The organism is Pontibacter korlensis, from assembly GCF_000973725.1.
In the GTDB taxonomy this organism is placed as follows: Bacteria; Bacteroidota; Bacteroidia; order Cytophagales; family Hymenobacteraceae; genus Pontibacter; species Pontibacter korlensis.
Window position 1 is genome coordinate 5,378,522 of the sequence record NZ_CP009621.1, and the last position, 26,007, is coordinate 5,404,528.

The following is a 26,007-nucleotide window of genomic DNA, read 5'->3' on the forward strand; positions in this document are numbered from 1 at the left end:
ACTACAATGCTTTCTGGTCCTTGCCTAGATCCTTGATGCGGATGTTCCTGAACCACACCGTTGAACCATGCCCTAAGAAGCCTAGGTGGCCTTTTGCTCGCTTCAGTCCTGGGTGCTCTTTCCCGTCCAAGGTGCCGCTTTTGCTGGCTTCCGCAATATCGCCATCCAAAATGGTAGTGCCGTTGAGTATGACTTTCACTTTTGGTCCTTTCAAGATCACTTCCTGGTAGTTCCACTCCCCTACCGGCTTTAAGGCTCCTCGCTTGGCTGTAAGGACACCATACACGGAGCCATGGTACTGGTAGTCCTCCAGGTCCCTGTAGATGTCAGCGTCATTGTCCAGAATTTGCAGCTCCATGCCCTCATAAGCCGCGTCCCCTTCTAGTGGGGCACGCACGCCGAGGCCATTGTTAGCGCCGGGTGTCAGCTTAAACTCAAAGCGGAAAATAAAGTCGCTATACTCCTGCTTGGTATAGAGGTTGCCGCCGCTGCCAAACTTAGGCTCACGCACCACCAGTACACCATCCTCTATCACGTAGTCAGTGGTGTTGCCTTGCCAGCTGTGCATGTTTGTACCATCGAACAATACTTCAAACCCCTGCTTCTTCTCTTCGGCGCTTAGCTTAAACGGCTCCGGGCGTGGGATTTCGCGGATGAAAATATCACGGTAAGCAACTCTTGAGCCGTGAGCCTGAAGCTCTATTTGCTCTTCCGGGAAAATCGGCAAATCCCGGTTCCAGAAGTTCTCCAGCATTACGTTGTCTGTCACCAACTCTCCGTTCAGGTACACCGTCACCCGGTCCCCTTTCATCAGGATGCGAAAAGTGTTCCACTCGCCCAGCGCATTGTCAGCCACCTTCAGGGGCTTGCTCGGGTTTACTTTGTTGTTGTACAGGCCACCGGAGCCTACCTGAGCGCCCACATCTACGCGGGAAGTATCCCAGATCTGCACCTGCGGGGTACCTCGCAGGTAAATACCGGCATCGCCTTCCTTATGGCCGTCATCGAAAATTTTCCAATCCACAAACATTTCGAAGTCCCCATACTTTTTAACCGTGGCAATGTTGTCGCCCTTACCTGTGAAGATCAATTCACCGTTCTCCACCACCCAGCTTTTCCGCATCTGCTCATCGGCCTGCTGCTGCTTCTGAGCCAGCGTCTTGCTGTCCATCTTGGCCCGCTCGATTGGGTTGGCCACTAAGCCTTTCCAGCCGGTCAGGTCTTTCCCGTTGAATAGCGGCACAAAGCCCTGGTCCTTCGGCATTTCTGCCAGGAACTTGCGCACCGATTCTTTCAGGTACTCACTGTCCGGCCCCTGCAGTACCTGGATGGTTTTGTTTAGATACTCACGCACCACATCTCCCTGAAATTCCTCGCTCGACAGTGCAATATTCATGACTGCATGCGCAGCCTGCTGCTGCAAAGCAGACTCATCCAGGTACTTGCCGGCGAACACCAGAGCCGGGAAGGTCCTATTCTTGCCTACTTCTGTAAGGATAAGCTGCCTCTGCTCAGTGGTCTTGGCAGCATTCATTGCCTTACGAAGCAGCAGCACCTTCTGCGGTGCCGGGTACTTGGAAAGACTCACGGTGCGGATATAGCCTTTTAGTGCCTGATCCAGGTAGGCAGTATTGCTTGCACTTACACTAATGTTGTAGAGTTCGGCTGCTGCGCTTGTATCCGACCACTGCGAAAGCGCAGACAAGGCGGCTGTTCTAGTGTTGGCATCCCCGCTTTGGAAAGCCTGCGTAACAGCCTGAAGCGCCTGGTCTCCGCCTACACTTGCCAATATGTTAAAGTAAGCAGGTCTGTTCTCTACAGGAGCCTTGTTCATCTCTTGCAGTACCAGTTCTGCTTTCTCGGCCTGGTTTTCATAGGCATGTACTGCTGCCACAACGGCTTTCTGCACCTCATTAAGCTCTTCCGCTTGGGATGTTTCGTTCAGGAGGGTAAACAACTGCGGCAGGTTCTCTTTGCTGGCGATGCTGGCAAGTGCCTTTAGCGCAGCCATACGCACGGCAGTATTGCTGTGCTTTGCGTAAAGAAGCACCTCCTGAAACTTCCTGCTTTCACCACGGGCACCCAATACCGCTAACAGTTCTGCCTGCGCTACCACAGGCATTCTCGGCAAGGCCTGTGAGACTTTATCCGTCACACCATCGCCTTTCATGATCAGAAGAGCATTTCTGACGGCGACAGCTTCTTCCTCTCCACCTTTCCGCATGGCTTTCAGCAGGGAGGGCAGGGCCTCTTGCTGCCCCAGCTTACCGGCAGCACCAATGGCGGCAAGCCTTACCTGCATCTTTTTGCTCTTCAAGGCTTTTTCAACTGCCGGCAAAGCGCTTTTCGCACCGTTATTGCCCAGCATGGTGATAATCTCCGCCTGTACCGCTGGGTCGGCTTTCTTCTGCTTTTTTACCCATATTGATGTGTTTTCAGTTGTCAGGTATGGACCGGCAAACATCAGGGCGGCAGCGCGATATTCCTTGTTTGGATCTCCTGCTGCATCCACCAGAAGCCCCATACTTTGCTCTTTCTGTATGTCGCTCAAAAGCTTCAGAGCCGCTGTGCGCGTATGCACCTGCTCATCAGTGGTGGTTTTGCCTAGTATTGATTGAGCAATGCGCACAGCCTGCTCCTGCTGTCCCTTCTCCGCCAGGCGTTTGGCATAAAGCAGATAAGCTGCGACGGCATTGTCTTTGTCAAACTTATACTTATCCTCTTCCGCGGCCTTGCCCAGGGCAGCCTCGGCTGCCGGATCCGCAATGTTAGCCAAAGCATAAAGTGCCAGCTTTCGCAGTTTTTCATTCTGGTTGTTAGCCATGGACATCAAAGGGCTAACGGCCCCCGGGTGGCGAGTATCTCCCAGTGCCTCTACCATGGCCAATTGGCAATCACCCTGCGCACTTTGTAAGGCTTGCAGTAGTGCCTGACTGGCGGCAGGACTATTTATACTTGTAAGCGTTCTGGCGGCAGGACCACAAAGGCGGCCATCACCTAGGTATCCCTGTAGGCAAGCTATAGACTCATCGTTCCCAACCATCTGTAGCTGCCTGATTAAAAAGGCCTTGTTCTCTTCATGCCCAACCCCTTGAAGGGCCTTGCAATAAGCCTTGGCACTCATCCTTCTCCAATCCTCCCTCTCCGATCGCATGACGTAGGTAGAGAAACCACCTAAAGCATACTCTATACTGGTATTGTCTCCTTTACCAGGTGCTGACAGCATGCTGGCTATTTGCAGTATCCCCTCCTCTCCCATGGCAGCTACTTCCGCCATACTTGCCTCCAGTTGCTTCTCGTCCTTAGCCGGCAGCTCTGCCAATAAGTCAGCGATTTTAGTTGAAAGGGTCCGCTGATCGTTTTTGCGTTGCCCCATAACGGCTGTGCCTAGCAGAAGCAAGGCCAGGAGCATGAATGATGTTTTTCTCATGATATTAGCGCAGTATAAATCTAACCTATAACAGAATACCTTTTATTGATTCACTTGATAATCACACCAGTGTCCAGTCAGAACGCATCGGTTGGTATACCAAGCGATTTGCGCCTTCGTCGTTGATGAACTCCTGCTTTACAGGGTCGAACTTAAGAGAGCGTCCCAGGCGCAGGGCTGCCAGCCCCATATTTACAAGCGTGCAGGACCGGTGACCATTTTCCTCATTAAGAGCAAACTTTTGTCGGTTTTTAACAGCTTCCACAAAGTCTGTAACTTGTGGTACTGGATCAGGGAAAGCGGCTAGTTTCCTTTTGAGGTCAGGAATGTCGGAGCGGAAGCCCGGGAAGAGTTTTCCTTTAGGCCCCTCGATGTAAGGAATGTTTTCTTCCTTCCCCTCACCGTCCAGAATGATCTGGCAACCATCTTCATAGGTATAGATTATCTTGCGCCATGTACCTACAGCATCCGCATGTTGCTGCGGCGCGTCTATCTCCACGGATACAGGGCTGGTGTTGTCTTTGCCGAGAAAGTACTGGATGGGATCAAGGTAATGCTGTCCCATATCACCGAGCCCTCCACCATCGTAGTCCCAATAACCGCGGAACGTGCCGTGCACGCGATGCGGGTTGTACGGCTTATAGGGAGCAGGCCCCAGCCACATGTTGTAATCAAGTTCCTGTGGTACTGGCGCCGGCTCCAGATTGGTTTTACCTACCCAGTAGAACTTCCAGTCATAGCCGGTACCGCGGCCAACAGTCACTTTCAGAGGCCAGCCGAGCAAGCCACTGTCCACTAACTTTTTGATGGGCTTAACCGTGGTACCCATGCCGTAGAAGATATCATCGAACCTAAACCAGGTATTCAGGCGGAAAATTCGCCCATGCTGCTGCACAGCCTCTACCACGCGCTTGCCCTCTCCGATGGTTCTTGTCATCGGCTTTTCGCACCAGATATCCTTGCCGGCCCGGGCTGCATCCGCGGCCATTATACCATGCCAGTGCGGAGGAGTTGCGATGTGTACAATATCCACCTCAGGTAGCTGAATTAGTTCCCTGTAATCTGTAAAGGTCTTCACTCCGCTTCCCAATAGGTCTACCGCCTTTTTCAGGTGATACTGATCAACATCACATACGGCTACTACCCGGGTATCGCCATAAGGGAAATGGTTACGTCCCATAGCTCCCACCCCGATCACGCCTTTCGTAAGTTGATCACTGGGAGCCACATATCCTTTCCCCCCTAGGACAAACCTTGGGACAATGGTAAAGGCGGCAAAAGCCATTGCAGACTTCTTTATGAAGTCTCGTCTTGATTTATCCTTGTCTGGCTTCATGAGTATACATTTTTAGGTGCTGTTATAGTTTACACTTGTTTTTTCTAGAAGGGACAGATAAACGCCACCTGAGCCGGATTCAAAACCAAAGCTCCTCCAGGGATCCGGCTGAAGGCTGAAAATAAGGTTGCTTCTGCTGTGTAGGTCAGGCATGGCATTAACGTAGGAAGACTAACCTTAACAGCAGCACCAGGCAAAGCCATAGCTAGCATAGCAGGTTACCCACATAGCTCCCTCCACACAAGAGATGGCAGAAATCGAACCCCGGTAGGTGGCTTTGCCAAATTATTAATTATGCTATGGCTTCCAAGCTTAAATAAAAAATAAATTTTATTGTATGCAAATACTTAGTATATTATTTTAGCAAGTAATGAAAGAAAAAAGAACCGCCTAAAAATCTTATAGGCAAAGTCTAAGATAGGGGACTCACTATCCTTAGCAAGGATTGAACTGCCAGCACTTTTTATAACAAAGGCTTTTGCATCCAAATCTGAATCCCCAAGTCAGCCTTCAGACCCGCCACTCTTTCTCCATCGTGCCGGCGTCTCCACCGCCTTCCCTGGGCCATGCCAGTGAGAAGACCCCGCAGAATTACCTCGACAGCTTTGAGTCAGGGGCCAAGCCAAACATCACCGGTCTTAAGGGGTGATGCCCTTTCGCCTTGCCAGGTGTCTTGAACAGCAAAACTGTATGTGACCAAGTATTGGTAGGTGGCTGGCTCAGGCTATGTTGGTGCATGGGAAGGCATAACGGCCTAGAGTGAAACAGGCGGCACGCTCTTTAGGCCCGGTTTCTTCCAGCCATTGAAAAGTTAAACATCTCCAGTCGCTCCAGGTAATACTTCCTGTACGTTTCCTTCAGGTCCTCCCGCAGGAAAGAGTGATCGAGCAGCTTGCGTACGGCAGTGCGGTCCTGTCGGAAAACATGCAGTATCCCGGCCATGCGCTTTTCCTGCAGGCCTATCCGGAGCCCAAATTCATAAAAGTCGTCAGAGGCATAAAAGCCGTTAGCCTGAAAGCCCTCAGTTTCATCATCAGCCGAGGAGAGTTCTCCTTTCAGGGCAAAGTACGAATCCTCCACGTGCAGGCGGGTGCAGATCAGCTCGTATGCCGGGCTCAGCACGTAATCACCGAAAGCTGCGTCAATGGGGGAGAAATTCTTCAGGTGCGCTTCGCCGTTCGGGAATAGGTAGTTAAACACAGTCAGGAAAACAGCTTTTCCAGCTCCACCCGGTAGGCAGGCAGTGTTGATTCGATGATACGGGGGATCTCCCCCTAGCTTCCCTCATATTCGAAGTCACTGCCGGTCGTGTGCTTGGTTTGGCCGGCAAGCCAGGCCGCATCGTCCTGTCTGTGCCTCATCCCGTCAGGCTTCACATCAAAGCGCCTGGTGATATAGGCTGGCTCCCCGTTCCGGAAAAGAACAAGGGCATTCTCTGCCACCTGGAGCTTGTATACCTGGCGGGCTGTCTGCATGGTCATATGCTCGTTGGCCGGCACCTGGTAGACCCCGTACCAACAACACACCATTATATTTCCTGATGCCAAAACTTAAGATGAAAGCCCAAGACAAAACAGTTGGCTAACGCAGGACGAGAAAAGCAATCATCATTTAACACCTACCGCCAAAAACAGAAGAACACGGGCAGTTTGCAATACCACTACACCGCTCAATCCTTTAACTTGGATTTGACAGGGAGTACATTACACCGTGGTCTTTCAGGCAGCAGATAACATTACTCATAAAGCCCTTACAACAAAAACAGTCAAACCAACAAGCTACCATAGCAAGATTCCTGAATGTTTAGCTAAGGCCTTTTGAACAGTAACCTTCAGATAAAGGCTAGTCAAAACTAAAACCAACACCTCCCTTAAGCACCATCACCTTCTTATTTTGTTGCAAGGAGCTGGGGCTAACTGTGACGCACGACACCTAACCATGGCTGCGGCACCTCCGGCACCGTACCTGTCCAGCACATTCGCCTAGCCTCCTAGCTTAGCTGCTTTAAAATTCACCGCAGGGTCACAGTCAAATTCAAACCAAGGAACGGCTGTACAATAATAGCAACCGCCACTCTTCTTGCCTGGCAATTCCACAAACCCTGAAACTCCTGCCTTTGATGCACTCATCAAATCCTAAGTAATTACTTACATACAGGACACTACCGGATACTTCTTAAATATCTTATTCTTATTTTACTCACTAAAGCCTTTCTACCTTACAGGAAAACAAGGGCAACGGGCCTCAACTAAAGCAAAAAAGCAGATGAAACAAAAACTTGCCACTCAATTGAACGCTATCAACGAGTATGAAAGGGAGCCAATTCCCCAGAGCAAGCTTAAAGGGTTAAAAAGCTTTGTTGGCATGTACGCCGGAGAGCATATAGCCGGAACCGAATTTGTGATAGGTCCCTTGTTTGTTGTTCATGGCGTCAGCGCGCCTGATCTTTTCCTGGGGCTGCTAGTAGGAAACCTCCTTGCGGTTCTAAGCTGGGCATTCCTTTGTGCCCCGATTGCGGTGAAAGTACGCCTGACATTGTACTACCAGCTTGAGAAGATTTGCGGGCGCTACCTGGTGACAGGCTATAATATTGTAAATGCCCTGATGTTCTGCTTTCTGGCTGGCTCCATGATAGCAGTAGCCGCTACCGCAGCTGGTATACCTTTCGACATCGCAATGCCAGGCTTGACTGACTGGTATCCCAACAGCCTGAGCTGGGTGATAACAGTGCTACTTGTCGGGCTGGTAATTACTCTTATCGCGATTCTGGGCTATGAGCAGATTTCCAGGTTTGCAAATGTCTGTGCCCCCTGGATGATCCTGATTTTTGTGGCTGCAGCATTTGCCGTTATGCCTCAGCTAGGCATTACCTCTTTTAGTAGCTTCTGGGAGGTGGCCCAGACAAGAATCTGGACAGGTGTACCAATGGAAGGTTTTAGCAAATTCACCTTCTGGCATGTCACCTTCTTTGCATGGTTTGCCAACATGGCCATGCACATAGGAATGGGAGACCTCTCCATTTTGCGTTATGCCAAGAAGTGGCAATATGGTTTTGCCTCTACCACCGGCATGTTTATTGGTCATGTGATGGCCTGGATATCTTCCGGTATCCTTTGTGCTGCCGCAGGCGGAGAGATTCCTCCTGGCCCGATTGCCTATAACAGTGTAGGCATAGCCGGAGCCATATGCGTCATGATTGCTGGCTGGACAACTGCCAACCCTACCATCTACAGGGCTGGGCTGGCCATCCAATCCATCATGCCTTCTGTTAAAAGATGGAAAGTGACCCTGATTGTAGGCTTGGTTACGACCATAGCGGCCATGTTTCCGGCCCTGGTAATGAAGCTACTAGACTTTGTTGCCTTATATGGCCTGGTCCTGATGCCTATGGGGGCCATTATCTTTATTGACTTTTACGTGATCCCAAAACTTGGCTTAACCCGCAACTACGCAAGTGAGGCAAAAATAAAGTTCAACATAGCCGCAGGGGTAACCTGGTTATCGACACTGGCCCTATGCCTTTTCCTCAACTTTTACCAAGGTATAGATATATTCTTTTTAGGCCTGCCCGGTTGGTTTATCGCCGCTGCGCTGTACATCGTGCTTAGCAAGCTTTATCAGCGGAAGGCTGTGGAAGAGCCGCAGCTAAGGGTATCTGCAAAATCCTTCTAGTGCCTATTTCCAATTTTTAACTGGCTACTTATGCGTACGATCATAAAATTTATCTCTCTTGTGGGCCTACTTCTCACTGTACTGCCTGCGTTGTTGGTTTTTACTGGGACTATGGAGCAAAGCCACCACAAGATGCTGACATTGGCAGGAACTGCACTGTGGTTCCTTACCGCTCCATTCTGGATGAACAGGAGTAAGCAGGAAGATGAGCACCCTGCCTCCTGATGCGCTCCCTATAAGCGGTCGGTATCACGCTTCCCATAGCCTATACCTGCCATGGAGGGCAGGATATGCCACCATGTCTGGGTATAAAGCAGCGGGCAAGGCAGATATTACTTATTATATGATTCCAGTATACCAACAGGTGTACGTACTGCCTAGGGCCTAAACTTTATGGCGTTAGTACAGGACATTACAGGATAGATAACAGGGGGAATAGTATCACTTTTGTTTTGCCTACTTCTGCGAGAAGATTCTTCTGGGGGGAAGCACGAAATCAAATCTAAACAGCAACGCAAAAAGATCTTATCATGGAAAACATGCTTGTTACCACAGACTATAACTATGTGAGTTATCTTTGGGATGTGGGGGTAGCTAACTCGTTTGGCAATGATGAAGTGGCACTTCTGATATACCGGTCCAACTTACTGGGTGCTGATTTACGCTTAACCAACTATGCAGGGGGCAATACTAGCTGCAAAACAGTTGAAGCAGACCGGCTGACTGGACGGGATGTAGACGTACTGTGGGTAAAAGGCTCAGGAGGTGACCTCGGCACCCTGAAAAAGAGTGGACTAGCCGGCCTCTACCTGGAAAAGCTCCACAGCTTAAAGAGCCTGTACAGGGGACTGGAGTTCGAGGACGAAATGGTCCAACTGTTCAATCATTGTATTTATGACCTGGATTCCAAAGCTCCGTCAATCGACACACCATTACATGCTTTTCTGCCATACAAGCACATCGACCACCTGCACCCTGACGCTATCATAGCCATAGCAGCTGCAAAAGATGGTGAACAGATCACCAAAGAGCTTTTTGGGGGCAAGCTGGCATGGGTAAAGTGGCAGAAGCCAGGTTTCGACCTTGGCCTGCTGCTGGAGAAAACAATTCAGGAGAATCCAGGAATCAATGGCCTGATATTAGGAAGCCATGGCCTGTTCACCTGGGGTGATACCGCCTATGACTGCTACCTCAATACCTTGGAGACAATCGAGAAAGCCTCTGCTTACCTACAGGAGAACTTCGGAAAGAACAGGGAGGTCTTTGGCGGGGCGCACATGGAGGCACTACCCAAGGAGCAGCGGGAATCTCAGGCTGGTAAAATCATAGCTGTTTTGCGCGGCCTGTGCTCCAGCAGGAACCGCATGATAGGCCACTTTACAGATGATGCACGCGTGCTTGAGTTTATTAACAGCAATGACCTGGCAAAGTTGGCCCCACTTGGCACCAGTTGCCCAGACCATTTCCTTCGCACAAAGATAAAGCCCCTTGTCCTACAGCTAGAGGCTACTGCTGATTTAACTGATGCGGAAGAAGTGAGACAGCAACTGGAAAAGCAGTTCGAAGACTACAGGGCTTACTATGCATCCTACTATGACCGATGTAAGCATGACAACAGTCCAGCCATCCGTGATGCTAACCCTGTTGTCATACTTTACCCTGGTGTAGGTATGTTCACTTTCGCCAAGGACAAGCAGACAGCCCGCGTCTCCAGTGAGTTTTATATCAATGCCATCAATGTGATGAGGGGGGCTGAGGCCATATCAGAATACCAAGGGTTGCCCGAACAGGAAGCCTTCAATATAGAATACTGGCTGCTAGAGGAAGCAAAGCTACAGCGCATGCCTAAGGAAAAGGCTCTTTCCAGAAAGGTAGCCTTTGTCACGGGTGCATCTGGTGGTATAGGAAGAGCGATAGCAGAAAAGTTGGCACAGGAGGGTGCATGTGTCGTACTCACAGACATGAACGAGGCGGCCTTGGCCACAACCAAATCTGAGTTGACCAGATTATACGGCAAAGACACTATTGAGGCTGTGGTGCTGGATGTTACCAAACCAGAGGCTATTTCCAAAGCCATAGCGTTTGCCAGCCTCTCCTTTGGGGGAGTAGACATCATTGTTAACTGTGCTGGGCTATCCATTTCAAAATCATTAACGGAGACGACCGAAGCGGATTACGACCTTTTGCAGAACGTACTTGTGAAAGGGCAGTTCCTTATATCACAGCAGGCTGTTGGGGTATTAAGAAAGCAGAAGCTCGGCGGGGACATCATCAACATTGCCAGCAAAAATGCATTGGTATCAGGCCCGAATAATATAGCCTATGGCACAGCGAAAGCAGCTCAACTGCATATGTCGCGGCTCATGGCTGCAGAACTTGGCCCGGATAAAATCCGCGTCAATGTAGTCAATCCTGATGCTGTGATACAGGGTAGTAAAATCTGGGAGAACGGCTGGGCAGAAGGTCGTGCCAAATCTTACGGAATCACAGTAGACCAGTTGCCAGCCTTCTATGCCAAGCGCACCGTGCTGAACGAAGAAATCCTAACCGAGGACATCGCCAACGCAGTGTTTGTGTTGATCGGCGGATCTATGAACAAGAGCACCGGTAATGTACTGAATGTGGATGGTGGTGTACCTGCCGCCTTTGTGAGATAACATCACTTTAAATAGATGGCACTGTGGCTTATATACTTTATATTAATGGTGTAGAATAAGTTAGTGTTTGTTTAGGTTAGTTTAAGTTTTGCTTATTAGTATAGATCATAAAACTGCCACACTGCCTCTATTTTCAGTACTGAACCGGGTCCAACTACTATCAAAAATATTCAGCAATGATATTAGACAAGTCATTAATCGATCAGCACAATGAGGATAAGCACGCCTCCCACCAAAGGAGGTTCCAGGCTTTAGCTGCCGTTCTCTCCGATGAGAATCAGCATGTGGATGCGCTCTTAGATAAAATTGCTGCCTTCCAGGTGGCTATTCCTAGCTGGGCACTGGGCACAGGAGGAACACGTTTTGGTCGTTTTGCAGGAGGCGGAGAGCCCAGGAGCCTGGAGGAAAAAATAGAGGACGTTGGATTGCTGCACACCCTGAACCAGTCCAGTGGCGCTATTTCACTGCACATCCCCTGGGACATCCCTCAGAACCCTGGTGACATAAAAAGATTAGCGGCCTCCTTTGACCTGAAGTTTGATGCCGTAAACTCAAATACTTTCCAGGACCAGGAGCTACAGAACTTTTCCTATAAATATGGTTCTCTGTCGCACACAGACCGACACGTACGGGACCAGGCCATCACCCACAACATTGAAGTGATTCGGCATGGTATTGACCTTGGCTCCAAGGCACTGACAATCTGGCTCTCTGACGGCACTGACTTCCCTGGACAGCAGAACTTCCGCAGGTCCTTTGAGCGTACGCTGGACTCATTCCAGCAGATTTATGCCGAACTCCCTGACGATTGGAAGCTATTTGTAGAGTATAAACCTTACGAACCACATTTTTATTCTACTGTTATCTCGGACTGGGGCACCTCACTTCTTTTCTGCCAGAAACTAGGCCAAAAGGCCCTGGGTCTGGTAGACCTGGGACACCACCTGCCCAATACCAACATTGAGCAGATCGTATCACGATTCCTGATGGAGGGCAAACTGGGGGGCTTCCATTTCAATGACTCCAAGTACGGCGATGATGACCTAACAGTAGGTTCTATCCGTCCTTACCAGCTGTTCCTTATTTTTAATGAACTTGTAGAGGGCATGTCCAGCCCCGAGCTTAGCAACCCTGCTCTCAGCTGGATGATAGATGCCAGCCACAACGTAAAAGACCCTCTTGAGGATTTGCTGCAATCTGTGGAAGCTATCAAAACGGCCTACGCCCAGGCATTATTAGTGGACCGTAAAGCCCTGGAAAAAGCCCAGGAAGAAAATGATACCGTTTTAGCCCAGGAAATCTTACAGCACGCATACAAAACCGATGTAAGGCCGTTGCTAGCGCAGTCCCGGCTGCAGTCAGGAGCAGCCCTGCACCCACTAGCCTTCTACAGAGAAACAAAGGTGAGGGAGGAGCTCGTCAGGCATCGTGGCGCCAAGGCTTTTGCTACAGGATTATAGTGCTTGCGCTGCCACGTTTTGAGCATATACTTCTGCTAAACCAGTGCCCGGCACTGGAACTCTAATGTAAAATTCACTTCAACTATGGTGCCTTGTGTTGCAGTCTTTGATATTGGTAAAACCAACAAGAAGCTCCTGCTCTTCGATCAGAACTATCAGATCATTAAGGAGGAAGAAACCTGCCTGAAAGAAACAGTTGATGAGGACGGTGATAAAGGAGAGGACCTTGCAGCCCTGGCAAATTGGCTCAAGCGCACATGGCACCTGCTGGAACAGGACCTGCACTATGATGTTTTAGCAGTAAACTTTACAACCTATGGCGCGAGTTTAGTGCACCTTGACCAGGCTGGAAATGCAGTGGCTCCCCTTTACAATTACTTAAAACCTTTTCCCTCACACCTCGAGGAACAGTTCCATGCCAAGTACGGGGACCGGATTGAGATAACCTCCCAGACCTCCTCCCCTGCGCTTGGCATGCTCAACGCTGGCTTACAGCTTTACTGGCTCAAGCATTGCAAGCCGGCTCTTTTTAAAAAAGTCAGGCATAGCTTACACCTTCCGCAGTACATCTCCTACCTGTTCACAGGGCACCTTGTCTCAGAGTATACCAGTATCGGCTGCCATACAGCTCTATGGGATTTTAAAACCCAGTCTTACCACAAATGGGTACAAGCTGAAGAGTTGGATCGCTTGTTCCCCCCACTGCGCCCCCATGCGCAACCTTTACAAGCTATGTTCAGAGGTAAGAAAATACCGGCTGGGCTAGGACTGCATGATAGTTCCTCTGCGCTGATCCCCTACCTAAAGCAGTACAAACAACCATTTCTGCTACTCTCTACCGGCACATGGGGTATCACACTAAACCCGTTTGCCAAACGGCCCATCTGCTCTTCCGACTTACAACAAGATTGCCTGCTTTATTTAACCTATCAGGGTAAAAAAGTAAAAGCCTCCAGGAAATTTATTGGAAACGCGCATGAAGAACAGGTAAAGCATTTAGCCGCATACTACAAAAAACCCCAGGACTTTTTCAAAAGTGTGCCGTATAACGCCGCTTTTCTTTCAGAAACAGGTTACTACCCACTTCTGCAGGAGCAGGAGCAAACAGCGGTTAAAGCCAAAATCTCCCCCAGGGTACGCATCAATTTGGACCTGGCCTTGTACCCTTCTTATGAGGCTGCTTATCATCACCTGGTAGCCCAGATTGTACAAGAGCAGCTCTGCTCACTTCAGCTCGCGGCAGAAGGTGACCTGAGTGCCTTTGAGCTGTTACTGGTAGACGGTGGGTTTAGCCGTAACAAAATTTTTATGTCCCTTCTCCAAAACGCATGTCCAGGCCTGGAGATCAAGGCAGGTAAATCCGCCCAGGGCACTGCATTAGGCGCAGCCCTGGTCATGGACATGTGGCCCTAAACATCCATTGCTGGCAGCTCCTGTGAGCACATGGCAAGGGTAGCACCACTCTCGCATACTGGGCGCCCTTAGCTGCTACATGCAGCGAAGGGCTTCCGTAAACCTGCAGAAGGCTAAGTTACAGCTACCAAGCCCCGTCACTCCTCCGGGGAAGCCTCCCCAAAACCGGCGTAGCAGTGAATTTTCATTTATTGCTTTTAGCCTCCCCAGCGCTGCGCTGGGTCTAGGGCAGCAGAACAAGCCTGCCTCCTTCTTCAAAAAGAGGCCGCTTTGCTTCACTCTCCCCCGGGGAGTTGTAGACAAGCCCACATTCGTTCCCCTCCCTTATGCCCCAGCAACGGACTGCGGGAGGCCTTTCCACCCAGAATGCCCTGCACCAGCTTAGGCAAGCGCAGCAGCATGCAGGAATACCTTGATATCCCCTACCCGCAGGCACGAAGAAAAAAAACAGCCTGGAACATCCAGGCTGCTTTTTACTAATCTAAAGGATAGTCTAATCATTTCCTAGTAACCAGGGTTCTGGTCATAGAGCCCTGTTTTGACGTCCAGCTGATTCTGTGGGATCGCATAGATAATATCGAAGTTCACGACGTTCTGCGCCATCTTTTGCTCGTCAGCATCTTCCTCAGCAATCCAGGCATTCATCACATCCAGCACCAGCCCTGACCTTACCAGGTCATGCCACCTAAGCCCCTCTCCTACAAACTCTTTTCTGCGCTCTTCCATCAATTCCTCGTAAGTAACATTGGCAACAGGCTCCAGGCCTGCACGTGTTCTGACGGCATTGACAATTTCATCCACCTCGGCCTGCCCACCGCCTGTCTTCAATAGAGCCTCAGCCTTCATCATCAGCACATCCGTATAGCGGATAACCGGGAAGTTTAATTCAAAATCGAAGCGATCCACACCTAGATGGTTCAGGTCTAAATATTTGTTAATAAAGCTCTCTGAGCTAGGGTTACCGTTCTGATCTGTATAGCCCTGCTGTATGGATGCTGCTACGCGCAGGTCGCCCTCACCAAATGAAGCCAGGAGTCCATCAGACGGAGTTTTCGGACCATCTGGCGGAGTCCCTCCGGCAAAAGGGATCCCTACCGCACGGGCATAAGGCTCAGAGTAATGCCCCTGCACATACTCTCCGCCCAGGCCCTGGCCTCCGCTTCTGTACTGTATGTCAAACACTATCTCGCTGTTGTTCTCATTATCGTAAGCAAAAATCCTGTCATAATCTGACAGCATGGCAAACCGGCCACTGTTGATGATCTCATTGAGTAGTTGCAGGGCCTGCGTATACTCATCTGTTCCCAGGGTAGGGCCATCAGGATGAAGCTCCGGGCCTGACCTTGTCAGGTATACCCTTGCCAGGATTCCTCGTGCCGCATGTGAGGTAGCACGGCCAACATTGTCAGCGCCATAGCTCTCCGGCAGGTTCTCTACCGCAAACTGCAGGTCTGCCAGGATAAGGTTATACACGTCCTCTACAGGACTTCTAGGTACCTCCAGGGCCTCCAGCGGACTTAACGAACGGTCAAACAGAGGGACTCTCCCAAACCATCTCACCAGGTCAAAATAGTACATGGCTCTCAGGAACTTTGCTTCTGCCTCAAACCTGGTTCTAAGGGCTTCATCGGGCACAGCATCTGCGCTTAACTTTTCTATCACGGTATTGGCACGCATGATACCGTTGTAGTTGCTGTTCCAGGCCCTGCTCATCTGCGCGTTTGTCGCCAGTGTCCTGTTGAAGTTATTCACCAGGTTATAGTCCCTGATCCCTGAGGTACCAGGGGCATAGATGTTATCAGACCGAACCTCTGATAAATCGAAGTGAACCATAGGGTAGCCTCTTAGCTGGCTGTATACCCCCGTAACAGCTTTCTCAAAATCGGCGGTGTTTTTGTAGAAACCATTACTACCCACCTCAGAAACAGGCGCCAAATCCAGCTTTTCCTCACATGCGCTCATGCCTGCCGCCAGTATGATAGCCGATGTCAGTGTGTATATCTTCTTTTTCATAAAGTTGATGCTTAAGATGTGTGCTAGAATGTAAGGTTAAGTCCTGCAACCATAGATTTTGCCAATGGAAAGGCGCCATAGTCATCGCCGTTGTTGTTCACTGCTTCAGGGTTGAATCCGCCCGTGTATTTGTCTGCGCCAAACCAGTTCTCTGCCGTTACATAGATTCTGGCCCCTGAAATAAGCTTTTCACTCTTGATAACTCTTCCCAGATCATACCCTAATGTTATGTTTCTGATCCTCCAGTAGTCTGATGGGTAGAGCCAGTCTGTATTTTTGATTCTTCCAAAACTGGAAACCGCTTTTCCTACCTGCCCATTTCCAGGATCCTCCGGGGACCTCCATCTGTCACGGTGTTTACCGAGGGCATTTTCTGTATAGTCCATCCCTGGCCTGTCCATGGCACGTCCAAATGTGGAGTAAATTAAACCTCCCCACTGTCCCTGCACCAGCACATTCAAGTCAAAGCCCTTGAAGGTGATGGTGTTGTTAACCCCCCACACATAGTCTGGATTAGGATGTCCGGACAGTATGCGGTCATCCGGGTCTATCTTGCCATCACCATTGGCATCAAAGTACTGCGGATCTCCCGCCTGCTGGTTCCCGTACAGGGCAGCGCCATTGTCAATATCTTCCTGCGTGAGGATACCTGTCTGCTGCACCAGGAACAAAGTGTACATCGGCTGGCCAACCATTAGAATGTTGTGGTTGATGTCGTGTGAGCCACCTAGAATAGGTGCGTTACCAGGTCCTAGCTTCCGTACCTCATTGGCATTGTGGCTAAAGTTAAAAGAGGTGCTCCACTCAAAAGGGCTGATGATGTTATGGGTGGTAAGTTCGACCTCCCAACCCTTGTTCACTACTTCCCCAATGTTTGTCAGGGCACTGGTAAAGCCAGTAGCAGAAGGCACCGGGATGTTCAGCAGGAGGTTGTAGTTGCGCTTTGTATAATAATCGAAGGAAGCATAGACCCTGTTCTTGAGCAGGCCCAGGTCTAAGCCCAGGTTGATCGTCTCCGACTCCTCCCAGCTTAATTCTGGGTTGGCAAAGTTACCAGGTACCAGGCCGTTGGCATACCCACCTCCAAACGTGTAGTTGGCAAAGTCCAGGGTTGAGATGTGGGAGTAGTCTCCAATGCCATTGTTTCCGGAGATACCCCAGCTGCCTCTCAGCTTCAGGTCATCTATCACATTAACCCCGTCGAAGAAGCTTTCCTCGGAGACGCGCCAGCCCAGTGAAACAGATGGGAAAACACCCCATTTTGTTTCATTGCCGAATCTTGATGAACCATCGCGGCGAAGGGAAGCTGTCAACAGGTACCTGTCATCGTAGCCGTACTGCAGCCTACCGAAGTAGGAAAGCAGGGTGCTTTGGGTTTCGGAGGTATTCGTGCTTCTGGCATTAATGATTGCAGCATTCAGGGTAGTGATGCCTTCTACATCAAAAGTACCACTGATATTCCAGCTGTTTCGCTTGTAATCAGAATAAGAAACGCCTCCTAAGGCAGCGATGCTATGCACACCCGCAATCGTGGTATTGTAGGATAGCGTGTTCTCATTAACAAAGTTCTGTCTTCTGTATCCGCCAAACCCACCAGAGGTATTGTTGTTGCGCGTTACACGACCAGGTGTGTAGCTCTTGCCCTGAGAGTCCGTGTGGTCCAGGTTAAAGCTTGTTCTTAGGGAGAGGCCTTTTAGCAGCTCATATTCCCCATAAATGGTTCCGAGTGTTCTGAATACTGTTGTCTGCCCTATCCTTTCCCTGACATAGGCAACAGGGCTTATACTAGAGTTGCCCCAGGTATAGACATCATGCGGAGCAGCACCTGTCTCCAGCCCTGCCTCGGCCTCCACAACCGGGGCCATTCCCACGACTTTATGCATCTGTGCATCTTTTCCTTCCACTCCAGCATCATTGAGCGTAGAGTAGGATGGGCTCAGGTTCAGGCCAACTTTCAGCTTCTTGCTGGCCTGCACTTCCACGTTGGCACGGGCAGAGTACCGCTCATACCCTACCCCCAGCGAGATACCCTCCTGATCAAGATAGTCCCCAGACACGAAGTAGTTTACAAAGTCGTTGCCGCCACTGGCACTAACCTGGTAGTTTTGCACCATACCTTTTCGGAAAAACTCGTCCTGCCAGTCTACAAACATGATTCCCGGGTGCCCCTCCTGGAACCATCTGTCATCTTTGATGTAAGCCCTGTTAAACTTGCCTCCCAGCATGGCTAACCTCTCTGCCGAGGTTTGATTCGCCGTTCTACCGGGCCCTGAGTTCACCCAATTGTGATCAATCATTTCTGAGGCACGATCTATCCATTCCTCGGCACTGAGCACATCAAGCTTTTTAGCAGTCTCATTCCAGCCTACGTACGTGTTGAAGTTAATCTTCGCCTTTCCTTCCCTGCCTCTCTTGGTGGTGATGATAACCACACCATTAGAGGCTCTTGACCCATAGATGGCTGCTGACGCTGCATCTTTCAACACCTGGATGGACTCAATATCGTTAGGGTTAACATTATCAAGCGGGTTACCGCCTGAGCTTTCCAGCGGGAAGCCGTCGATAACGTACAGGGGCTGGTTGTTGGCATTGATAGAGCCTGTCCCCCGGATTTGAACATCAAAGCCCTTCCCAGGTATGCCTGTTGTTTGCTTTACCCGCACACCTGCCATCTGGCCTACCAACGCCTGATCCACCCTCTGAATAGGTCTTTCAGTAATGTTCTTAGGTTCAAGTTGCGCTATAGCACCTGTTATGTCAGCTTTTTTCTGCGTTCCATACCCTACCACTACAACTTCCTCTAATGCCTTGGCATCTGGCTTAAGCGACACATTAACCGAAGCCCTGTTCTGAAGGGCTACTTCCTGGGTGAGGTAACCAACGTACGAAAACACAAGCGTGGCATTTCCAGCGGGCACCGAAAGAGCATAAGTGCCATCCATAGCCGTTGCCGTACCGGTAGCAGTACCCTTTACAAGCACCGTTACGCCTGGAAGCCCTTCTCCATTCTCTCCTGTCACACGGCCGGAGACACGAACCTGAGCCGGGCTCGTTTGCATCAGGGGCATTGATATAGTTGAGATTGCTGCAGGTCTGGCCTCAGCATGTAGTGTGTTTGACGCTAACCCCAACAGGGGCAGGGCCAGCAACAGATACCGAACATGTACTTTTTCCCTTTTCATATTGATAGTTTATTGTGCTTACAACAGATGATCATTGCGTTAACCTGTACTAAACCTACCAAATCAAGAAAGGGGAATTATCCTGTGGCATCCTGCCAAGAAACAGCAGGAGCCTTTGTCTTTAAATTATTTTAAAAAACATACCACATAAATACCAAATTGTTAATAAATAACAACCATAAGTGTTATAAATTTAATTTTTAACAAACACCAGCTAAACTATTTTTTTTGTGAGCACCCACTTACTGTCACGCTAGCAAGCAGGGCATATTGTCAACACAGCCCATCATGTTGCAACACCCTACAACAACATAAATAGTCCATAAAAGAGAAGCTCAGTAACGAAACCTGATTATTTGTTTTCGTTACTGAGCTTTTAGAGCGGGGCAGCAAGGACCTCTCTCCTTTTGGTTTTCAGGAAACTCTAAAAGCTTCCTGTGGCCAGTCCACCTGGTCCTACAACTGCATTAGGCGCTTTAACTTCACGACCTCAATGCCGGCATCAATCACGGAACCGACACCGTGTTTCTCATTTGGCCTGGCAGGCCGGTTGTAGTAAAAGGGCAGATCGTTCTTGATACCGGTGCCGACGCAAATAGCATCTACCTGACCATCCGCTTTTATCATCTGCTTCTTGAGTCCCTCCCACCCTGTAAGAGCCACAGAAGCGTACCTCTTGTCAATCCATCCTTCGTTTACTCCCTTGGCAATGCCCTGCACAAACATGGCCGATACAGAAGTTTCAGGGTATGAATCGGGCTTGTCGAGCAGCTGATGCCACAACCCATGCTGATCCTGGTAGCGGGAGAGGCCGATCACCTGCTTTTTCAGGTTCTTAAGAATATCCGGCCGCTTGGGGTGGTCCTTAGGCAGGTAGCTTAACAGGTGGACCTGCGCCAGGACAACCCAGCCATTGCTTCTTCCCCAGTGTGCCACCCCGTTTTCCTGGCTTTCGCTGTAGTAGCAGTGGTAATAAAGCCCTTTCTCCTCATTCCAGAGGTACTTGTCAAAGTTCAGCACCTGTTGCACAGCATCATCAAAGTACTTTGCCTGCCCGGTTAACTGGCCCATACGAGCCAGGAACGGCACACTCATGTAAAGGTCATCGGCCCATAAAGTCATGTCGTGCGGCGAATTCCTGATTGCCTCAGGGGTTTTTCTGACGAGTGTGCCGTCAGGTAGGCGCTCCTGCCTTTCGGTAATGTGCCTGGCGGTGTTGTAGATATATTCCTTGTAATCCTTACGCCGGACGTGGTTGTACACTTCTATCACACTGGCACCCATGGCGCCACAGTCATCCAACTCTTGCATCGTCCAGAGCTGCCCAAAGGGGTAATAGTAGTGGCGTCTGTCATGCTTGAAACGCTTCTGGAAGAATTTATAGTTATCAAACCCAAAAGCAACGTGCCTTGCCGCAAAATCGGCATACTTCTTCTCTCCCAGAAAATCCGCCAAGTGCAGCATGGCCATGTTAACCACACCATTGGTATAATGCCACTCGCCATACTTGCTGCTAAACTTCACTTCTTCATTGGCAGGTATCTGCGCCGTGGTGGCGTAGACTTTATTGCTCTGCTCCCCTACAAACTCAAAGGATGCCTTGGAGAGGATGTAGTCGGCGACCTTCCGGATAACCTGTTCATCTTCAAAAGCAGCACTTTGGGCAGCAGCATTGAGGCTACTCAAGGCCGTTACCAACAGGCAGGCACAGATAAGGTTCAGGAGGCTGGTATTCGTCGGTATTGTCTTCATTCCAATTTCTGTAAGGTTTCTTAAGATATTTACCTGTTTTTAGCTATGCTAAACCTACAAAGGCACACGCCTTATTTTATCCTGCACTGTCCTGTATCCGTCTAAAACAGCAGCGGCCCTTTTACAGCAAAGGATAAACTCTGCCATACAAGGGCCGCGCTATGGACTGGCAGTACCAGTTTCTATCTCATCTTCATGATTTCAGTGCCTGCCAGGAGAAAACATCCCAAGCCATAGTCCTCAAAATCCGGCCTGCTGGTATAGGTAACCGGCTGCCCGTCTTTTGGCTCCTTACCGGTGCCCTGCACGTAGCCCAGGTACCCGTTCGGGTGAAGTGCATCATTTTCCATAGCAGCCCAGGCTTTTGCGATAACAGGTTTATAAACCTTCCCGTCCAGCAAACCATTGTTAAGCCCCCAGGCCATGCCATAGGTGAATAAGGCCGTTCCCGTCGTCTCCTTTCCTCCATAATGGTTCGGGTCGTGCAGGCTTACGTTCCAGAAACCATCTTCTCTTTGCAGGGGAACCAGTGCCTCCATCATCTCCAGGTATGTTTTCTGATACTCCTCCCGGTGAGGGGCGTCTTTGGGCATAATATCCATCACGCGCACAAGCGCCGCCACAACCCAGCCGTTGCCCCTGGACCAGTAACAATCCTCCCCATTCGGTTCCTTATAAGGCGGCACAAAGTCCTTATCGCGCCACCACAGCTTATCCTCTGGGTTGTACAGGCCCTTACCGCCGTGCTGCGTTTTGGTGAAGTTGTACAGTTCATACATCTTTTCAAAGTATGTTTCATCCTCATACATCACGCCCAGTTCGGCATATACCGGCATCGCCATCAGCAATGCATCGATCCAGTGCCAGTCGTCTACTTTGTCGCTGTTCACCATGTTATCGACAGACGCCTTGATGGATTTGATCCGCTCCGGTTGAGGGTCCATTTTGTAGAGCTCGAGGTACGTTTGCCCACAGGTCTGGTAGTCGGCGTGGCGGATGTGGTCCCCGCCCGTTAGGCCCCAGTTATGCTTCTGGCCCCACTCCACGGCATAGTCGTAGTACCGTTGCTGCGGGTCTGCCTTGTACAGCTCCATCAGGCCCACGTAGTATACCCCCCTGGTCCAGATGTTGCTCGGTCGCGTTTTGTTTGTCACGATCTCTTTCCCGGGGTCAGGCCACTTTTGCATAAAGTAATCGTTCGCCAGCGTCAAGGTCTGCAGTACCTTTCTTTTTTTGGGCAATTTGTTGTCTGCGCTTGCCTGGAAGGCACCCCAAAACACGAGGGCGCACAGCAGGAAAGCCTTTCTTATAAGGCCTGAATTGTGTGTCATCATAATCCCTTCTTTATGAACCTGTCATTGTCTCGCTTATACTTCTATTCATCTGTCAGGAAGTAAGATAAGACTTATCCAAACAGCAACCATCCTGTGGTGTAGGGTTCTAACGATTAAGGACACCTGTCTTTTCGCAGGACAGCACAGGACGGGCAGTACAAGGAAGCTGCATACCTTTAAAAAGGAATGCAGCCTGCGGCATGCAAGAAACATCCTGACAAACACAATTTCCCACACTAAGGCTATAAACCTATGCACAAGATGAAGCTAAAGGGATTAATCCTCCTAACAGTTTTCTCGCTGGCTCTTGCCGGCTTCAAAGAGAAGCCTGACAAAGAAAACTTACCTAAGTTAGACTGGGTTCAAGCGGTTGGCGCCAAAAAGATGCCCACCTCCAAAACAGTTTTCGAGGTAACAAAGTATGGTGCCGTGAACGACGGAAAAACGCTCAACACCAAAGCCATTCAGGCCACTATTGATGCCTGTGCCGCCAAGGGTGGTGGTATTGTCACCTTTGCGCCGGGTGCTTACCTGACAGGCGCTATCTACCTTAAAAAAGGCGTGCACCTGCGCCTTGATAAGGGGGTGACGCTTTTAGGCAGCCAGGATTTGGCAGACTACCCCGACATGGAGTCGCGTATTGCCGGAATTGAGATGGTATGGCCTTCGGCCCTGATCAATGTGCTGGACCAGGAGAAGGTAGCCATCACCGGCGAAGGCACGGTACACGCACAGGGCAAGCCCTTCTGGGACGCCTACTGGAAGCTCCGGAAAACGTATGAACCGAAGGGCCTGCGCTGGATTGTGGACTACGACGCCAAGCGCCCCCGTACCTTGCTTATCTCAGAATCATCTGACATAACGGTACAAGGGATCACCCTGCAGCAGGCGGGTTTCTGGACCGTGCATGTGCTGTACTCCGACCACATCACTGTTGACGGCATCACCATCCAGAATAACATAGACGGCCATGGCCCCAGCACCGACGGCATTGACATCGACTCCTCCTCGCACATACTTGTAGAGAACTGCGACATCGACTGCAACGACGACAACTTCTGCCTGAAAGCCGGCCGCGATTGGGACGGGCTTCGCGTAAACCGCCCGACAGAGTATGTGGTGATCCGCGACTGCATCTCCCGCAAAGGCGGCGGCCTGATCACCTTTGGCAGCGAGACCTCCGGCGGGATACGGCACGTGCTGGCCTATAACCTGAAGGCAAAGGGCACAGGCGTAGGCTTGCGCTTTAAGTCGGCAACCACACGAGGCGGTACGGTGGAGGAAATTTACCTGCAAAACATCGAGATGGAAGAAGTAGGAACCCCTATCGAAGTGGCTATGAACTGGAACCCGAGCTACAGCTACTCTACCCTGCCAGAAGGCTATAACTACGAGACCCTGCCGGCCCACTGGAAGACCATGCTCACGCCTGTTGAACCCACCGAGAAAGGCATCCCAACATTCCGCAACATATACATTTCTGACATCAAGGTACAAAGCGCCAGAAAGGCGATCGCCGCGGCAGGCGTGGAGCAATCCTGGATACAGAACTTCAGGTTAAAGAACATCGACATCAACGCCAAAACAGCCGGTAAAATCACCTACGCCAAAGACTGGCTTTTTGAGAACTTCAACATCAGCACACAGGACAACAGCAAAATAGCGACGGAACATGTGTCAAATGTAGCATTGTAGGTCCAGAAGGTGCGAAAAGGGGCTGCCCGGTTAACCGGGCAGCCCCTTTTCGGATGCGCCAATGTATCACAGTGTATAACATGCATTTGGAAGGCGCAGGTGTGCTGCGCTGCCTTTAGCCGGCATAGCGACTATTCTCAGCCTTGCAAGTGCCCTTCGCACCGCTGCCTCCCGAAAGCAGCACCCGCTGACCTTTGTCATCCTGAATGGGTCTTGTGGAAAGCGACATCCGCTTTACTTTTTAGGCCCTGTTGGTTATTTCACACCTAGCGTCTAAAGTACAGTCATCATGAATTAAGTCTTGACGTCTCTTCGGACGTGAAGGGGCAAGCTTACCTGTAGCATTATTCGGTTCAGCCCCCTTGCTTAGGTTCAAGCTAAAGGCATAACCCGTTTCAAGGTGACCGGAGAAAGCACCTCCTTAGTTCTTCAGGCTACTGAGCTCCACCTCAAAAGTGTCGGTGCGGAATGGCGAGGCCGGTAGACCCGCACCGTTGTACAGGCTGACAGGCGGATGGTCGCCCCAGGCATAACGCACCGCCACCGGTTTTGCTACCTCCGGGCTCCTGACCACCACGGTCTCGCCCTCAATCCTTGCCTGGCCCCACACAAACTTTCCGTCTTCCCCGGCAATGGCAAAGCCCGCCAAGCCATTGTTCCCTTTGGCTTTTAACCCGCCGTTAGTGTGGTCAAAGTATAAGCGGATGGCATCTGCTTCTCTCTCCATCTGCTTGTAGACAGGGCCGGAGTAGGCAATCTGCTCGCCGTAGGCGATAGCCCTGGCAGCCAGGGCCAGGCGGCGGCCGATCGCCTGCTTGTTTTTGGGGTGGATGTTTCTTGGGTTATCCGGGTCAGCATTGTCAATGGCCACGACCATGGCCGTGTGCGGCACGGAAAGGTTCTGCAGCTGCGCCTCCCGCTTCAGGGCAGCCACCCCGCCCTGGGCAGGGATGGTGTCCGGCGTTTTGGCGTGGTTGGCCAGCTGCACGTAGATAAACGGAAGGTCATCCTGCCCCCATTGCGCACGCCAATCACGTATGAGTGTCTCCATCTGCCGGCGGTAAATGGTGGCTGTTTCGCTGTTTGACTCGCCCTGGTACCACAGCACCCCGCGCACGGCGAAGGGCACCAGCGGAGCCACCATCCCGTTCCAAAGCACAAAGGGACTGTGCCGGTTATTGATCGGGTTAGGGTCCTGCGGACGGCGTACATAGCCTTTACCTGCTGCCCGCGCCTCCGCATCTTTTACCTTCCACTCGGCAAATGTTTTTGCATACTTTCGCTGTGCGGCTGTATCGGCTTTATACTTCTCTATTTTCTCCTGCAGGTTGTCGAGCAAGAACTTGTAAGCAGGTTCAGCCTCCAGCGCTTCGCGCCGCGTCCAGGCCTCCACCTTGCTTGCTCCATGCGCTGACACCACCAGCCCGACAGGCACCTTTAGCGTTGCCTGCAGGTCGCGGGCAAAGAAGTAAGCAGCGGCTGAGAGGTTGCCTACCGTCTGCGGGGAAACGACTTCCCACTGGCCGCCTACCTCCTGCTGCGGCATTTCGCTATAGGAGTTGGGGGCGGTAAACACCCGGATTAGCGGGTAGTTGGCAGCAGCGATTTCCTCGTCCTCGTTAAACACGCCTGCCCAGGTAAGGTACTTGCTGCCGACGGTCATCTCCATGTTTGACTGCCCGGAGCAAAACCATACTTCGCCTACGTACACATCTTGCAGCGTGAGCGTGTTTTCACCCTTGACAGTCATTTCATAGGGGCCGCCAGCCTGCAACTTGCCCAAGTTAACCAGCCATTTCCCTGCCTTATCGGCCCTGGCTTTGAGCTTCTGTTTTGCAAATGTAAGCGTTACCTGTTCCCCGGGCCTGGCGAATCCCCAGACAGGCACCTGCTGCCCCCGCTGCAGCACCATGTGGTTTTTAAAAGGGCTGCCAAACCGCACCTCTGCCAGCACATGGCTTGCCTGAAGTACAAAAGCCAGAAATAGGATAAGAACCGCCTTGATTCTGTTCATAGCCAATCATGAATAAATGGATAACACTAACTCCTTGTGTTTGCCGGTG

The 26,007-nt window shown here is 50.7% G+C and carries 15 protein-coding genes; 6 read left to right on the forward strand and 9 right to left on the reverse strand.

Annotated features, from left to right (window positions below; genetic code table 11):
* Position 1 precedes the first annotated feature (1 nt).
* The 4 genes from PKOR_RS22975 to PKOR_RS25920 form a co-directional block, all read right to left on the reverse strand.
* Positions 2 to 3,430, reverse strand: coding sequence for a 3-keto-alpha-glucoside-1,2-lyase-like domain-containing protein (locus PKOR_RS22975; protein ID WP_046313764.1), 3,429 nt, complete (start codon positions 3,428 to 3,430; stop codon positions 2 to 4).
* A 61-nt stretch (positions 3,431 to 3,491) separates the two neighbouring features.
* Complete coding sequence (locus tag PKOR_RS22980) at positions 3,492 to 4,766, reverse strand: Gfo/Idh/MocA family oxidoreductase (protein WP_046313766.1); 1,275 nt, start codon at positions 4,764 to 4,766, stop codon at positions 3,492 to 3,494.
* Between the two features lie 780 nt (positions 4,767 to 5,546).
* Positions 5,547 to 5,966 (reverse strand): HipA domain-containing protein, encoded by a 420-nt coding sequence (locus tag PKOR_RS25915; protein WP_052739063.1) that lies wholly within the window; start codon positions 5,964 to 5,966, stop codon positions 5,547 to 5,549.
* A gap of 74 nt (positions 5,967 to 6,040) precedes the next feature.
* The gene (locus PKOR_RS25920; protein ID WP_148561781.1) at positions 6,041 to 6,313 is read right to left on the reverse strand and encodes a HipA domain-containing protein; all 273 of its coding nucleotides are present in this window, start codon (positions 6,311 to 6,313) and stop codon (positions 6,041 to 6,043) included.
* Between the two features lie 718 nt (positions 6,314 to 7,031).
* On the opposite strand from PKOR_RS25920, the gene PKOR_RS22990 reads away from it, so the two are divergent.
* From PKOR_RS22990 to PKOR_RS23010, 5 genes are all read left to right on the forward strand, one after another.
* On the forward strand, positions 7,032 to 8,438 hold the full coding sequence (locus tag PKOR_RS22990) for a purine-cytosine permease family protein (protein WP_046313768.1): 1,407 nt from the start codon (positions 7,032 to 7,034) through the stop codon (positions 8,436 to 8,438).
* Between the two features lie 30 nt (positions 8,439 to 8,468).
* Positions 8,469 to 8,663, forward strand: a complete 195-nt coding sequence (locus PKOR_RS22995; protein WP_046313770.1) for a hypothetical protein — start codon at positions 8,469 to 8,471, stop codon at positions 8,661 to 8,663.
* A gap of 314 nt (positions 8,664 to 8,977) precedes the next feature.
* Entirely contained in the window at positions 8,978 to 11,095 is a 2,118-nt protein-coding gene (locus PKOR_RS23000) for a bifunctional rhamnulose-1-phosphate aldolase/short-chain dehydrogenase (RefSeq protein WP_046314850.1), read from the forward strand.
* A 176-nt stretch (positions 11,096 to 11,271) separates the two neighbouring features.
* Positions 11,272 to 12,555 (forward strand): sugar isomerase, encoded by a 1,284-nt coding sequence (locus PKOR_RS23005; protein ID WP_046313772.1) that lies wholly within the window; start codon positions 11,272 to 11,274, stop codon positions 12,553 to 12,555.
* A gap of 84 nt (positions 12,556 to 12,639) precedes the next feature.
* Positions 12,640 to 13,968, forward strand: a complete 1,329-nt coding sequence (locus PKOR_RS23010; protein ID WP_046313774.1) for an FGGY-family carbohydrate kinase — start codon at positions 12,640 to 12,642, stop codon at positions 13,966 to 13,968.
* 504 nt (positions 13,969 to 14,472) lie between these two features.
* Here the strand turns inward: PKOR_RS23010 and PKOR_RS23015 are convergent.
* The 4 genes from PKOR_RS23015 to PKOR_RS23030 all read right to left on the reverse strand — a co-directional run bounded on the left by PKOR_RS23015 (position 14,473) and on the right by PKOR_RS23030 (position 22,249).
* A complete protein-coding gene (locus PKOR_RS23015) occupies positions 14,473 to 15,981 on the reverse strand; it encodes a RagB/SusD family nutrient uptake outer membrane protein (RefSeq protein WP_046313776.1) in 1,509 nt (502 codons plus the stop codon).
* 23 nt (positions 15,982 to 16,004) lie between these two features.
* Positions 16,005 to 19,163 (reverse strand): SusC/RagA family TonB-linked outer membrane protein, encoded by a 3,159-nt coding sequence (locus PKOR_RS23020; RefSeq protein ID WP_046313777.1) that lies wholly within the window; start codon positions 19,161 to 19,163, stop codon positions 16,005 to 16,007.
* A 456-nt stretch (positions 19,164 to 19,619) separates the two neighbouring features.
* Positions 19,620 to 20,915 (reverse strand): glycoside hydrolase family 88/105 protein, encoded by a 1,296-nt coding sequence (locus tag PKOR_RS23025; protein WP_052739065.1) that lies wholly within the window; start codon positions 20,913 to 20,915, stop codon positions 19,620 to 19,622.
* A 182-nt stretch (positions 20,916 to 21,097) separates the two neighbouring features.
* The gene (locus tag PKOR_RS23030) at positions 21,098 to 22,249 is read right to left on the reverse strand and encodes a glycoside hydrolase family 88/105 protein (RefSeq protein WP_235337017.1); all 1,152 of its coding nucleotides are present in this window, start codon (positions 22,247 to 22,249) and stop codon (positions 21,098 to 21,100) included.
* A gap of 252 nt (positions 22,250 to 22,501) precedes the next feature.
* Here PKOR_RS23030 and PKOR_RS23035 point away from each other — a divergent pair, with 252 nt between their 5' ends.
* Positions 22,502 to 23,944 (forward strand): glycoside hydrolase family 28 protein, encoded by a 1,443-nt coding sequence (locus PKOR_RS23035; protein WP_235337019.1) that lies wholly within the window; start codon positions 22,502 to 22,504, stop codon positions 23,942 to 23,944.
* A gap of 421 nt (positions 23,945 to 24,365) precedes the next feature.
* Here the strand turns inward: PKOR_RS23035 and PKOR_RS23040 are convergent, their stop codons facing one another.
* Positions 24,366 to 25,958: a sialate O-acetylesterase gene (locus tag PKOR_RS23040; protein ID WP_046313779.1), complete on the reverse strand. Its 1,593-nt coding sequence runs from the start codon at positions 25,956 to 25,958 to the stop codon at positions 24,366 to 24,368.
* Positions 25,959 to 26,007: the final 49 nt, after the last annotated feature.

What these genes read in the sequence shown, in the direction of transcription:
- PKOR_RS22975 (WP_046313764.1), bottom strand. Translation starts at nt 3,430, where the DNA reads ATGAGAAAAACATCATTCATGCTCCTGGCCTTGCTTCTGCTAGGCACA.
- PKOR_RS22980 (WP_046313766.1), bottom strand. Translation starts at nt 4,766, where the DNA reads ATGAAGCCAGACAAGGATAAATCAAGACGAGACTTCATAAAGAAGTCT.
- PKOR_RS22990 (WP_046313768.1), top strand. Translation starts at nt 7,032, where the DNA reads ATGAAACAAAAACTTGCCACTCAATTGAACGCTATCAACGAGTATGAA.
- PKOR_RS22995 (WP_046313770.1), top strand. Translation starts at nt 8,469, where the DNA reads ATGCGTACGATCATAAAATTTATCTCTCTTGTGGGCCTACTTCTCACT.
- PKOR_RS23000 (WP_046314850.1), top strand. Translation starts at nt 8,978, where the DNA reads ATGCTTGTTACCACAGACTATAACTATGTGAGTTATCTTTGGGATGTG.
- PKOR_RS23005 (WP_046313772.1), top strand. Translation starts at nt 11,272, where the DNA reads ATGATATTAGACAAGTCATTAATCGATCAGCACAATGAGGATAAGCAC.
- PKOR_RS23010 (WP_046313774.1), top strand. Translation starts at nt 12,640, where the DNA reads ATGGTGCCTTGTGTTGCAGTCTTTGATATTGGTAAAACCAACAAGAAG.
- PKOR_RS23015 (WP_046313776.1), bottom strand. Translation starts at nt 15,981, where the DNA reads ATGAAAAAGAAGATATACACACTGACATCGGCTATCATACTGGCGGCA.
- PKOR_RS23020 (WP_046313777.1), bottom strand. Translation starts at nt 19,163, where the DNA reads ATGAAAAGGGAAAAAGTACATGTTCGGTATCTGTTGCTGGCCCTGCCC.
- PKOR_RS23025 (WP_052739065.1), bottom strand. Translation starts at nt 20,915, where the DNA reads ATGAAGACAATACCGACGAATACCAGCCTCCTGAACCTTATCTGTGCC.
- PKOR_RS23030 (WP_235337017.1), bottom strand. Translation starts at nt 22,249, where the DNA reads ATGATGACACACAATTCAGGCCTTATAAGAAAGGCTTTCCTGCTGTGC.
- PKOR_RS23035 (WP_235337019.1), top strand. Translation starts at nt 22,502, where the DNA reads ATGCACAAGATGAAGCTAAAGGGATTAATCCTCCTAACAGTTTTCTCG.
- PKOR_RS23040 (WP_046313779.1), bottom strand. Translation starts at nt 25,958, where the DNA reads ATGAACAGAATCAAGGCGGTTCTTATCCTATTTCTGGCTTTTGTACTT.